We start from the raw sequence: 11,628 nt of genomic DNA, 5'->3' as shown, positions 1-11,628 counted from the left end.
GCGGGCCTGGCTTGCCTGCTGGCGGAGCTTCTCGGCACCGCGCTGAGCATGCTGGCGGATGGCTGGTACGAGTGGCTGGCAGGAAGCAGCCGCATCTCCTGTGCTGTGAGGATCGCGTGCCGACCTGGTTGGCGGGTATCTGTAGCGAGCGGCCGGACGGTAAGCCCGGCTGCGCGATCCTTGCCGAGCCCGCCCGCGGCGGCAGAGATCCACTCGCGCATGCCGCTGTCCCTGGACACCGAGAGTCTCGAGCCCTGGCTCGATCCATTTGACCGATCGCGAGACGGCCCGCCACCTAGTTTTCCACCTGCTCGCTGAGCGGATTATACGCTGGCTCATGAGTATGCGTCACAATCGGCTAGGATACGATAACGCTAACTTGATCGATGTGGAAGTTCACTGCCTTCAGGCAATGGCCGCTTATTCGAAGTATTCATTTACTGTCGATTTTAGCTGATCTCTGTGTTGGAAGAGGTCACTGACTGAGCTTATATCGATCCGGTTTTCTTTCTTGTCGTTGAAGAATCCAACCCGTTTGACTGACTTCGCATTAAAATGGAAGCGGCAAATGGGTTTTCTGTTGTTGTCGTCAAGCAGAACTGCGCAGTAGGATTTGGCGTCGCGCATGGCTATGCGACTGACATCGACCTGTTCTGCTAGCAGTGAGCGAACGATGTTGTAGGCATCAATCTCTTCCTGGGTGGTGATAATCCCATCGTCATCAGGTTGAGAGTCTTGTGACGTGTTGTTGGGCGTGGAAGCGGCCTGGGTCGCTTCAACATCATTGCTCGCAAGGGCGCCACGCAGACGCTGTGCCACTTGCTCTTTGATGTAAAGCCGCCCTGCTTCCTTGATGATTGGTGTGAAATCGTCAATCACCTGGCGAGTCTGCCGGCCATCGTAGATCTTGCTCACTATATATTTGACATATTCTTCTGGCGTGTCTTGGAAGATTTCATCAATAGCTTGCTTGGCAAGGTTTGTATATTTCAGGCGGTTGGCCGTGCCAAGTATGGCGTTGACATCGAAGTTCGGCTTCGTGAATTTCTTCAGCTCCTCAATGTCCTGCTCATTGAAATCACTAAGGTCAAAGGTGAAGAAAGGTCGGTTGTCGAGCTTGTTTTCAGAGTCCAGGTCAGAATAAAAGCGGTATTCGAATCCGTTGGTGAGAATGGCAAATTTGGCATCTGTACAGGCGAAGTAGCGGTACAGCTGGCTGTATTGGACGTTGGAGAGGTTGGTCCCGAGAGGTTTGCACTCCACGAGAATTGAAAGGCTGCCATCCGTGCGAATGGCGTAGTCGACTTTCTCGCCTTTTTTGGTGCCCACATCGGCAGTGAATTCCGGAACCACTTCCCGAGTGTCAAAAGGGTCGTACCCCAAGGAGCTAATGAAGGGAAGAACCAAGGCTGTCTTGGTGGCTTCCTCGTTCTTGATATGGTCAACCTGATCTTCACCACGGCAAGCGATACCGTGGAGTTTTTCACTTAACTCCATGTTGCCTCCCTGTGTATTGTTGTAAGTAGAGACTTAGAAGTACATTACTAGAATTTTTATCAGACTGCCAAACTGTTTGATGTTATATAATGTATTTATTTATTAGTTATATCGCATTATGTTTAATGGCGAAGTTTTCGTAATCGTGACATCACAACGTTGCCCCCGCTCTGAGGGAACCTGTTCCGGAGTAGAGCTTTCCGCTAGTTTTCGAGGATATGTGCGCCGGAGCCTTGTGTGGCCAGCCTGTCGTCGGGGTTGCGCAGGGAGAAGTCGGCGAGAGGCATCCACAGCCGATGAAGCTACCCAGTTCGTTGCGCAGACGTTGCAGTTTCTGAATACGTGGATTGAGGTCGTCCTTCCAGTGGGTCGAGAGGGCCTGCCATTCCTCGGCACTCAGTCTGGGGCCGGCTTGTATGCCTCTGAGGGGGCGTCGGTTTCCTCAAGTGGCATGCTGACGCTCTGCGCGACTCGGGTGATGGCGATATAGCGGAGTACCGCAGCGGGATGCTGGCGATGATTGCCGGCATTGCGTCTTGAGGCGATCAGGCCTTTGGCTTCATAGAAGTGAACTATGGAGAGTGGGAATCCGCTGCGCTTGGCCACCGGGGTCTTCATCAACTATGTGAACAGTGCTGATGTGACACATCAGCTTACCGAGGAAATCAACTGGCAGGGCGGCGAAGCCCGTGCATTGCAGGCTGACGTCAGGGATGAGGCACAGCTGCTCGGGAGGTTGTTCGATTATCAGGCGTTATCACGGAGGCGTCGATGCGCTGGATAGCTTCAATAGTTGATGATTTCCGAGAAGGCCGCTGGCTGGATGTTGGGAGGGCAGTGAGTTGTCCGCTCAACGCTGCCAGCAGTGCTATTGTGAGAATGCGTTCCTGAAGGTGTTTCTCGTTTTTGTAGCCGAGAGATGGTGAAGGTGGGGCGACGATGCTGTGCCGGTTTCGCACACAGAGCATCCGGAAAGGGTGTTTGTGCACCCTCTCCATGATGTCTGTCTATTGCATGATTTCCTGAAAATGCTGTACTAGCTTTTCTGCGAACCTTGGGTCATTGATGTGATAGGGGTAGCGGATGATACGTCGTTGCGATGTCTGTGTGACTGTCGCTTCCAGAGCATCGAATAACGCGGCGTCAGCCTCGGGATCGTGAAATGGTTGTCCCGGTGCATCCAGGGCGGAGAGACCCTTTTCGGGTAGTAGGAATCGGACCGGGCCTCGACTGAGGTTGAGTTTTTCACCGATCCAGCGACCCATACGTCGATTTTCGTCGGCAGTGGTGCGCATCAGTGTCACATGAGGGTTATGGGTGTGTATCAGGCGTTGACGATAGGACTCTGGCAGGGTGTCCTTGGGACCGAAATTGACCATGTCCAGAGCGCCGCATGACCCTATATAGGGCGTGTCACGCTGGGCCAGTATGTCCAGACGTGTGTCGCCGGCACTGAAGATACCCTTCATGAAAAGGTCGCAGATCTCGGTGGTGGTGACATCAAGCAGACCATTGACCATGCCGCAACCAGCGAGCTTCTCCATCGACAGGCCACCTGTGCCAGTGGCATGGAAGATCAGACAGTCATAGTCGCTGTCCAGTGCATCTTTCACGTGTGTGACGCACTCAGTCGTGACGCCGAACATGCTCATGCCGATGGCGGGTTTGTCGTCGATGATATCGACCCGAGTACCTTTCATCATGCCGGCTAGCGCATGGGCGGCGTTGCCCAGCACGTTGCGGGAGATACGATTGAGTCCGGCGATATCGGTAACAGAGTACATCATGGCGATATCGCTTGGTCCGACATAGGAGCCGACGTTGCCGGAGGCAATCGTCGAGACCATGACTTTGGGTACGCCGATGTCCAACGAGCGCATGGCGGGCGTGATCAACGCTGTGCCGCCAGAGCCGCCGAGACCGATGATGCCCCCTATGTCATCGCGGCCCTTAATGAAACGCTCGAGTGCGTCGGCCATGGCGGTGATTGCGCTGCCGCGGTCCTCAGTAAAGACTTGCGCGGCTCCATCTGGGTGGCTCTCGGCAACCACTCGGGCGGAAATATCGGCCACTGTTGTTGGCGCCCCACTGGTACTGACATCCACGACCAGGGTATCCAGGCCGCTCTCTTGTAGCAGGTCGCGCACGTAACCGAGTTCGGTGGCCTTGGTGTCGCAGGTACCGATGAGGTAGGCAATGTGTGCCATGGCGTACTCCTTGGCGGTCCCTGTCAGGCAGGGCCTTGTTGTTGTTTATCGCATAGTTCTGGCATGCCGAATCACGACAAGTGCTGGGTAACGCCCTCAAAGGCCAGTCGGAAAGTATCCGCTACCCGCTGCATCACGTCGTCGTAATCGGCATCGTCGACCTCAAATTCCGCCCACCACTCGCCGAAGCATTGGTTGGTGGTTGTCACGGGTTTCAGCCGCATCTCGGAAACATAGTGCCTTACGGGAAGTGCCGGCGCGCTGAGGATGCGATAGCAGCATAGATGCTCGCGATCCGAGAGTGACAACAGTTCTTCGCGGATGGGATTGCCGTCATGGTCGTGGAAGTGTCGAACACAGCCGATCTGGTCGGCGGGTTTGCCATCTTCGATATAGCTGGTGGCAAAGAATGGGTGGTAAGTCGGCAAGCCGTTGAAGTCCCGCAGGACACTCCAGGCCTGTTCGAGAGTGATGGGCATGACGGTGCTGATATAGACTCTGGCCATTGTGTGCCCTCGCTGTTGGTTATTGAATGGCCTTGAACTGACGAATCTGATGCGTCAGTGCCAGCTCGGTAGGCAGGCGCTCCATGCTGCTGGCGCCATAAAAGCCGTTACAGTGCTCGCTGTTACGGATTACGTAAGCGGCATCTTCGGGCGTGGCGATGGGTCCGCCGTGACAAATGACCAGAACATCCTTGCGGACACGGCGTGCCGCTTCGGCCCATTCGTCGATCAGTCGAATGGATTCATCCAGGCTCATGGCGGATTCAGCACCGATGGTGCCGCCCACGGTCACGCCCATATGCGGCACTATAATGTCGGCGCCGGCCTCAGTCATGGCTACAGCTTCTTCGGCACTGAAGACATACGGTGTGGTCAGCATATCCAGCGCATTCGCCTGTCCGATCATTTCCACTTCGGATGCGTAGCAGATCCCGGTCTCTTCCAAGCTGATACGGAAGGTGCCGTCGATGAGTCCCACGGTCGGGAAATTCTGAACGCCCGCAAAACCCAAATCCTTAAGCTCGCGTAGCAGCTTGGGCATGATCACGAAAGGGTCGGTGCCATTGACGCCGGCCAGCACCGGGGTGTGCTTGACCACCGGCAAGACTTCCAGTGCCATTTCCTGAACGATCTGATTAGCATTGCCGTAGGCGAGCAGGCCGGCCGATGAGGCACGCCCTGCCATGCGATACCGCCCGGAGTTGTAGATAACGATCAGGTCGATCTCACCGGCTTCTTCGCATTTGGCAGATATACCGGTACCGGCACCGCCGCCGATGATGGGCTGCCCTTGTTTGGCCATTTCCTGAAACTTGGCCATCAGGCCGGCTTTGTCGAAATGAGGCATAGTAATCTCCAAGGTCAATGATGGGTTGTGGTTTTCGTGTCGTGGTGGGGAACTGCCGTTGACGATGCGCGCCGCTTACTTGTGAGGTGTTGCTGTAGCTGTCCCAGCACACCACGCCGGAATATCAGAATGCAGGTCATGAAAACGACGCCGGTTATGACCGTGACCCAGGAACCGAGAGGATCAAGATAGTGGCTAAGTGTTGAAATGATGGCGGCCCCCACGGCGGGGCCAAAAACTGTATGCATGCCGCCCAGTAGCGTCATCAGGATGACGTCGCCTGAGGTGTGCCAATGTACGTCACTGAGGGCCGCCAGTTGAAAAATGATGGCTTTTAGCGCACCAGCGACACCGGACAATCCCGCGGAAAGCGTGAAGACAAGGACTTTGTAGCGCGCCACTGGATAGCCCAACGAAATGGCACGTGGCTCATGTTCTCGAATCGCTCGCAACACCTGACCGAAGGGTGAGTTGACCGTGCGCCACACGACCCATAAACCTGCGCCGATGATACATAGCACGACGTAGTAGAGTGCGGTGTCGTTAGCGAGATCCACGATCCCCAGAAAGGTGCCGCGTGGAATACGTTGAAGGCCGTCTTCGGCACCGGTAAACGGTGCCTGGAGATAGTAGAAAAACACTAGTTGCGACATGGCCAAGGTGATCATGGCTAGATAGATCCCGCTGCGGCGGATGGCCAAGGCACCAATAATCGTGCCCAGGAGGGCGGCCACTATGCCACCGGCTATAATGCCGATATCAGTCGGGATCCCATAGACCTTAACCAGGTGGCCGGTCACGTAGGCGCCAGTGCCGAAGAAGGCTGCGTGACCGAAGGAAAGGATTCCCGTGTGCCCCAGCAAGAGATTGAAGGCACAGGCGAAAAGCACGAAGCACAGTGTCTTCATGACAAAGATGTCATATACCAGCGCTGGAACGAAGGGCACGCTCAATAGTGCCACCAGGCCGACAGCAGAAAGTGTCACGAACAAGGTGCGCATGATCAGCCCTCCTCTCTGCCGAACAGGCCGGCCGGACGCAACATAAGGATGAGTACCATGATCAGGAAGACGATGGTGGACGAAAATTCTGAGTAGAAAACTCGAGTGAAGCCTTCCACAATTCCTAGCCCGAGGCCGGTAATGATGGCGCCCTTTATAGAACCGAGCCCACCGATGACGACGATAGCGAAAATCGTGATGACCAGGCTGGACCCCATCGAAGGGTTGACGTGGAAGATAGGTGCAGCCAATACACCGGCAAATGCCGCTAAACCGACACCGGCACCGTAAGTCATGGTAACCAGGCGCGGCACGTTAATGCCGAATGCCTGTGTTAGCTCAGGACGCTCCGTGGCTGCTCGCAGGTTGGCACCTAGTGGCGTCCGCTCAATGATGTACCAGGTGGCAAAGCAGGCTAGCAAGGCGGCAGCGATAACGAAGCCGCGATACACTGGAAGGATCATGAAGCCGAGGTTGATGGTGCCACGTAGCCATTCAGGGGTGGCGAAAGGCTGTCCGGATGAGCCGAATGCTACCCGGAATCCGCCTTCCAGGACGAGCACCAGGCTGAAGGTCAATAACAGGCCATAAATAGGGTCGAGTCCGTAGACGCGACGCAGGAAAAGCCATTCGAAGACCATACCAACCAACGCTACAAGCAAGGGGGCAAGGAAGAGCACAACCCAGTAGTTGGCACCAAGGTACTGAGCAAGCAGAAATGCCGTGAATGCCCCTAGCATGAAAAAGGCGCCATGGGCGAAGTTGACTATCTTGAGAACGCCAAAGATAATCGCCAACCCTAGGCTCAAGACGGCATAGAAAGCGCCATTGACAATGCCTAGCATGAGTTGCCCCAACAGGGCCTGAATCGGAATGCCGAAGATAATCATGGTCACCTGAAAGCAACAAGAACAATGTCAGTGAGTGACCGCTACTCCGTCTATTTTGGAGTAGCGGTAGTGCGGGAGTTATTGTTCATCGTCGAGCAAGTGGCAGGTACTCTCTTCCAGGGGCTGGAAAGCTTCCTCGCCAGGAATAGTGGTGACCAGATCAAGGTAGTCATAGTCGTATTCCGAATCCTCGGGCGATTTGACTTCCCACAGATACTGGTCATGAACCATGCGACCATTGGGGCGGATATAGCCATCTTCGGCGAAGAAGTCGTTGATCTTCATTTCGCGCATTGCTTTCGAAACGGCGGTGGAATCGTCCGTGCCGGCTGCTTCGATGGCCTTCAGGTAGTGCATGGTCGATGAGTAGTTGCCAGCATGTGCCATGTTCGGCATGCGGCCGGTGCGTTCGTAGAAGCGCTCCGAGAACTCGCGGGTTTCTTCATCGGCATCCCAGTAGAATGCATTGGTCAGCAGCAACCCTTGGGCGGTTTCCAGTCCCAGGCTATGGATATCGTCGTACCACAACAGCAAGGCCGCTGGTTGCTGGTCGGGTGTGACACCGAACTCGGCTAGCGCATTGATGGCGTTGATGGCATCTGTACCCGTGGAGGCAATACCGATGATATCGGACTGTGAAGCTTGAGCCTGCAGGGCATAGGATGAGAAGTCACTAGTATCCAGTGGGTGGCGGGCGGCTCCCACAACCTGTCCACCGGCATTCCGCACGACTTCGGAGACTTGCTCCTCGAGGCCGATGCCAAATGCAAAGTCCACGGTCAGGAAAAACCAGGATTCACCCCCGTCCTCGACGATCGACTTGCCAGTGCCATGCGCCAGCGAATGGGCATCGTAGGTGTAATGAGTGACATAGGGCGAGCAATACTCGTTGGTCAGGTCTACATTGGATGAAGAATTGACGATGGCATGACGTTCGCGCTCATCGGCAACGGCCGCCACCGCAAGCGCGACCCCAGAGTTGGACAGATCGTTGATCATGTCCACTCCTTCGCTGTCGTACCACTCGCGGGCACGGCTAGCGCCGGTGTCGGCCTCATTGCGATGATCACCATGGATGACATCAATCGGTACGCCGTTGACTTCGCCGCCGAAGTCTTCCACGGCCATCTCGACAGCCGTTACGGCCGCTTCCCCCGACAGGTCGGAATAAATACCCGACATGTCGGTTAGTACGCCGATACGTACTTGATCATTGCTGTAATCGCCATTCGCCATGGCACTGGAAATACTACCGATGCTCAGGACGGCGGAAGACAATGCTATTGTTTTCAGCTTGTGCTTGGCTGGCATGATGTTCTCCTGCCCAGGATATGTGGGCTGTTGTTATCGTTGGCGTCTCTGGAGTCTTTGTGTTTATGTCGCCTGTACCAGTTAGGTCCAAAAAAGGCATTCTTGCCATGGCTTCAGCACACGACAACCTATCCGAAAAGCACATCGTCGGGGAAGATACGTATCAATGGGTCGTACGTGTCGATGATTGTCCGGCTCTTGCACAGCGGCATATTTCCCATGTGGGAGTGGGTGATGCAGCCATTCCCTATCACATCGTTCGAACGCGTCTCAGCGGCGCGTATATTCACGGGTCTCTGGGTGGCGAGGGGCGGATGCTCTTGGATGGCCGCTGGCGCACAATGCAGCGGAACATGATGTCGTTTGCGCCAGCACACGGGCTGCATGCATTTCATGCTGTGCCGGAGAGTCGATGGCAATATTGTTGGGTGCGCTATTTGCCCAGTGCTCCGCGTTCGGTGGTAGGTACAATCGCTCCCATAATGCAACATTTTGACCCTGAGCCCATGAAGCACGCCATTCTGGGCCTGTACAGCGAGGTGTTTCAGGGGCAGGGTGATACGGCGAGTTGCGTCATGTGGGTGGATACCATTGAACGCTATATATCACGCTTTGCCGATCCTTGGCGTCGAGATCCGCGCATCGTAGCGGTCTTCGATGCAGTGATGCCGACTCTTGAGCAACATTGGACCATCGAAGAGATGGCTGAGCTTGCTCACGTTAGTACAGAACATCTTCGCCGTATCAGTCTCAAGGTGTTTGGGCGAAGCCCGATGCAACAGCTCTCTCAGCTGCGTATGCAGCACGCTGCGCACCTGCTGGCCACTACCGATGTTCCGGTTGAGGAAATAGCTGGACAGGTGGGGTACCAGAGCCCCTTTGCCTTCTCCAAGACCTTCAAACGCATGAAGGGGGTATCCCCCTCCCATTTTCGTCAGCATACCCGCGAATAAGCCGTTTATGGCGCGTTATACGCCGAGCCGTTCGAGCAGGGTGTCGGAATGCTGCTCGATGCTCTGCCGATCATAGCTGGCCACGACTTGCCCATGGTCTATCAAATAATGGTAGTCGGCGACCGACATAGCGAAGCGCAGGTTCTGTTCCACCAACAAGATCGTGTAACCCTGTTGCTTTAGCTGAGCGATCGTTTCGCCGATCTGCTCGACGATACTTGGCGCTAACCCTTCAGTGGGTTCATCCAGGAGTAACAAACGCGCACCGGTGCGCAGAATGCGCCCGATTGCCAGCATCTGCTGTTCACCGCCGGAGAGCTTGGACCCTGGACTATGGAGGCGGTCGCGGAGTTGGGGAAACAAGTCGAGTACCTGTTCGGTGCTTAGCCCTCTCTGGTTGATGCGCAGCGGTAGTTCGAGATTCTCTTTCACATCGAGTGTTGCATAGATACCACGATCTTCAGGGCAGAATGCGACCCCGTGCGGGGCGATTGCATAGGGCGCGAGTTCTATGGTTTCGCGGTCCCCGATCAGAATAGAGCCTTGCCGTTTGGGTACGATGCCCATGATCGACTTTAACGTGGTGGATTTGCCTGCCCCGTTGCGACCTAACAGGGTCACCACCGCTCCTTGAGGAACGGCAATCTCTATGCCGTGCAGGACATGGCTTTCGCCGTACCAGGCATGCAGGTCGTGAATCGTCAGTAGCGGTGCACTGCTTGATTCCTTGGCGGCATCAGGCATGTTGTGCTCCTCCGATATAGGACTCGATGACCCGTTCATCACGAGACACGCTGTCATAGTCACCCTCGACCAGCACTTCGCCACGCGCCAAGACGGTAATTCGGTCGCATAGTTTGGCGACGACGCCGAGGTTGTGTTCCACCATCAGGATGGTACGGCCGCGTGCTACAGAACGGATGAGTTCGGCCGTGCGCCCGACATCCTCTGTTCCCATGCCGGCCAGAGGTTCATCGAGCAGCATGACTTCAGGGTCCAGGGCCAGGGTTGTCGCCAGCTCCAGTGCCCGCTTGCGACCATAGGGCAATTCTGTAGCCGGCGTCTCGGCAACATCCAATAACCCGACATCCTCCAGTAACTTCAAGGCACGTTCGCGCTGATGGTCGAGACGTCGGAGCGACACCCAGAAGTCATAGGATTCGCCGCGGTGGCGTTGCAGCGCCAGTTTGACGTTGTCCAGTACGCTCAGGTGGCCGAATACGGCAGAGATCTGAAAGGAACGAACCATGCCGAGTCTGGCTACCTGGTCGGGTTTGAGTCGGGTGATATCCTGTCCCTTGAATTGAATGCTGCCGGTAGTGGGGGTCAGGAACTTGGTCAGGAGGTTGAAACAGGTCGTCTTACCTGCGCCGTTGGCGCCTATCAAGGCATGAATCGTGTCCGACTCGATACTAATAGAAATATCATCCACTGCCTTGAAGCCTTTAAACTGCTTGCTCAGGTGGGATGTTTCGATGATTGCATTTGCCATCGCATGCTCCGCTAGGATTGTTGTTGTCGTGCGGGTAACTTGCCCATGTTGGCAAGTTGTGATCATGGAAACCATGAACGAGTTTTCAAGTTATGCGGTAAAGGCGAGAGGTGTGCCATGGCTGGATAGCACCAAAACCTGTCCAAAAAACACCTGGGTCAAGCTGTGCGGTAAGACGGCGCTGGATAGTTGACCCAGCTTTGTATCCATTCTGTCAGTGGGGGAGATGAAGCGTCTGTTCATGACCATGACATCACGTCGCGCCAGGCTCTGGTTTGAGAAGCTCAACGCCTCGAATCACATGCTCTGGCTGCTGGGGACGCTGTCGTTTCTGGAAACCATCATTCTGCCGGTACCGCTGGAGCTCATCCTGATTCCGCTCATGGCGGCCAACAGGGCGCGCATCTGGACACTGGCAACGGTGACCACGGCGGGGTGTCTGCTGGCGTCCTTGCTGGGTTATGGCGTGGGCATGCTGTTGTTCCAGTCAGTGGGTGTCTGGTTCATCGAGTTCATGGGCAATCAGCAGGGCTTCGAGACCTTTCAGGCCTTCTTCGATCAGTACGGTTTCGCGGCGATTCTGGCCCTTGGCATCCTGCCCATTCCGTTTCAGATTGCCATGATCACGGCCGGCCTGTCGGGCTATCCGGTGCTGCTGTTCGTTCTGGCGGCACTGATTGCCCGGGGACTGCGTTACTTCGGACTGGCCTGGCTGGTCAGCCGTTTCGGTCGTCGGGTCGAGCAGATGTGGCGACATCACGCGCTCATCACCAGCCTGGCTGGCGGGGCGCTGGTATTGGGTGTGGTGCTGGGACTGCAGAGGCTGGCGGGGCTGGTGATGTGACCTCATCTGGCGCTTTGCCGGTCAGGCCTTGACCTGCCGTAGCTCCTGCCACTGTGTGGTCCAGCGTGGCGAGCGGTGCG

12 protein-coding genes are annotated in these 11,628 nt (G+C 55.7%); 2 read left to right on the top strand and 10 right to left on the bottom strand.

Translation table 11 applies throughout. The features are described 5' to 3' along the window. The 8 genes from QWY79_RS13795 to QWY79_RS13760 form a co-directional block, all read right to left on the bottom strand. Positions 1 to 221: hypothetical protein (locus tag QWY79_RS13795; RefSeq protein WP_290273908.1), on the bottom strand; the 221-nt coding region annotated here is incomplete at its 3' end. Positions 222 to 420: 199 nt separating this feature from the next. Then, positions 421 to 1,497, bottom strand: a complete 1,077-nt coding sequence (locus QWY79_RS13790; RefSeq protein WP_290273906.1) for a type I restriction endonuclease — start codon at positions 1,495 to 1,497, stop codon at positions 421 to 423. A gap of 1,007 nt (positions 1,498 to 2,504) precedes the next feature. Next, complete coding sequence (locus tag QWY79_RS13785; protein ID WP_290273903.1) at positions 2,505 to 3,704, bottom strand: Tm-1-like ATP-binding domain-containing protein; 1,200 nt, start codon at positions 3,702 to 3,704, stop codon at positions 2,505 to 2,507. Between the two features lie 71 nt (positions 3,705 to 3,775). Next, positions 3,776 to 4,210, bottom strand: a complete 435-nt coding sequence (locus QWY79_RS13780) for an SRPBCC family protein (protein ID WP_290273899.1) — start codon at positions 4,208 to 4,210, stop codon at positions 3,776 to 3,778. A gap of 19 nt (positions 4,211 to 4,229) precedes the next feature. Further along, positions 4,230 to 5,057, bottom strand: a complete 828-nt coding sequence (locus tag QWY79_RS13775; RefSeq protein WP_290273896.1) for a phosphoenolpyruvate hydrolase family protein — start codon at positions 5,055 to 5,057, stop codon at positions 4,230 to 4,232. Positions 5,058 to 5,071: 14 nt separating this feature from the next. Beyond that, complete coding sequence (locus QWY79_RS13770) at positions 5,072 to 6,058, bottom strand: branched-chain amino acid ABC transporter permease (RefSeq protein ID WP_290273894.1); 987 nt, start codon at positions 6,056 to 6,058, stop codon at positions 5,072 to 5,074. Between the two features lie 2 nt (positions 6,059 to 6,060). After that, positions 6,061 to 6,948 carry a branched-chain amino acid ABC transporter permease gene (locus QWY79_RS13765; protein ID WP_290273892.1) on the bottom strand — a complete coding sequence of 296 codons (888 nt, stop codon included), beginning with the start codon at positions 6,946 to 6,948 and terminating at the stop codon, positions 6,061 to 6,063. A 78-nt stretch (positions 6,949 to 7,026) separates the two neighbouring features. Further along, complete coding sequence (locus QWY79_RS13760; RefSeq protein WP_290273891.1) at positions 7,027 to 8,259, bottom strand: ABC transporter substrate-binding protein; 1,233 nt, start codon at positions 8,257 to 8,259, stop codon at positions 7,027 to 7,029. A gap of 107 nt (positions 8,260 to 8,366) precedes the next feature. Here QWY79_RS13760 and QWY79_RS13755 point away from each other — a divergent pair, with 107 nt between their 5' ends. Beyond that, positions 8,367 to 9,212, top strand: coding sequence for a helix-turn-helix transcriptional regulator (locus QWY79_RS13755; RefSeq protein ID WP_290273890.1), 846 nt, complete (start codon positions 8,367 to 8,369; stop codon positions 9,210 to 9,212). A gap of 15 nt (positions 9,213 to 9,227) precedes the next feature. Here the strand turns inward: QWY79_RS13755 and QWY79_RS13750 are convergent, their stop codons facing one another. Both QWY79_RS13750 and QWY79_RS13745 read right to left on the bottom strand, forming a co-directional pair. After that, positions 9,228 to 9,956, bottom strand: a complete 729-nt coding sequence (locus QWY79_RS13750) for an ABC transporter ATP-binding protein (RefSeq protein ID WP_290273887.1) — start codon at positions 9,954 to 9,956, stop codon at positions 9,228 to 9,230. Continuing rightward, positions 9,949 to 10,704, bottom strand: a complete 756-nt coding sequence (locus QWY79_RS13745; protein WP_290273885.1) for an ABC transporter ATP-binding protein — start codon at positions 10,702 to 10,704, stop codon at positions 9,949 to 9,951. Before QWY79_RS13745 ends, QWY79_RS13750 begins: the two co-directional genes overlap by 8 nt. A gap of 241 nt (positions 10,705 to 10,945) precedes the next feature. Between QWY79_RS13745 and QWY79_RS13740 the strand changes: the two genes are divergently transcribed. Continuing rightward, positions 10,946 to 11,548 carry a YqaA family protein gene (locus QWY79_RS13740; RefSeq protein WP_290273882.1) on the top strand — a complete coding sequence of 201 codons (603 nt, stop codon included), beginning with the start codon at positions 10,946 to 10,948 and terminating at the stop codon, positions 11,546 to 11,548. Positions 11,549 to 11,628 lie beyond the last annotated feature (80 nt).

It is taken from the genome of Halomonas sabkhae (genome assembly GCF_030409265.1).
GTDB lineage: Bacteria > Pseudomonadota > Gammaproteobacteria > Pseudomonadales > Halomonadaceae > Halomonas > Halomonas halmophila.
The sequence above is the reverse complement of the archived record's forward strand: the minus strand, read 5'-3'. Positions and strand labels throughout refer to the sequence as shown.

What these genes read in the sequence shown, in the direction of transcription:
- QWY79_RS13790 (WP_290273906.1), bottom strand. Translation starts at nt 1,497, where the DNA reads ATGGAGTTAAGTGAAAAACTCCACGGTATCGCTTGCCGTGGTGAAGAT.
- QWY79_RS13785 (WP_290273903.1), bottom strand. Translation starts at nt 3,704, where the DNA reads ATGGCACACATTGCCTACCTCATCGGTACCTGCGACACCAAGGCCACC.
- QWY79_RS13780 (WP_290273899.1), bottom strand. Translation starts at nt 4,210, where the DNA reads ATGGCCAGAGTCTATATCAGCACCGTCATGCCCATCACTCTCGAACAG.
- QWY79_RS13775 (WP_290273896.1), bottom strand. Translation starts at nt 5,057, where the DNA reads ATGCCTCATTTCGACAAAGCCGGCCTGATGGCCAAGTTTCAGGAAATG.
- QWY79_RS13770 (WP_290273894.1), bottom strand. Translation starts at nt 6,058, where the DNA reads ATGCGCACCTTGTTCGTGACACTTTCTGCTGTCGGCCTGGTGGCACTA.
- QWY79_RS13765 (WP_290273892.1), bottom strand. Translation starts at nt 6,948, where the DNA reads ATGATTATCTTCGGCATTCCGATTCAGGCCCTGTTGGGGCAACTCATG.
- QWY79_RS13760 (WP_290273891.1), bottom strand. Translation starts at nt 8,259, where the DNA reads ATGCCAGCCAAGCACAAGCTGAAAACAATAGCATTGTCTTCCGCCGTC.
- QWY79_RS13755 (WP_290273890.1), top strand. Translation starts at nt 8,367, where the DNA reads ATGGCTTCAGCACACGACAACCTATCCGAAAAGCACATCGTCGGGGAA.
- QWY79_RS13750 (WP_290273887.1), bottom strand. Translation starts at nt 9,956, where the DNA reads ATGCCTGATGCCGCCAAGGAATCAAGCAGTGCACCGCTACTGACGATT.
- QWY79_RS13745 (WP_290273885.1), bottom strand. Translation starts at nt 10,704, where the DNA reads ATGGCAAATGCAATCATCGAAACATCCCACCTGAGCAAGCAGTTTAAA.
- QWY79_RS13740 (WP_290273882.1), top strand. Translation starts at nt 10,946, where the DNA reads ATGACCATGACATCACGTCGCGCCAGGCTCTGGTTTGAGAAGCTCAAC.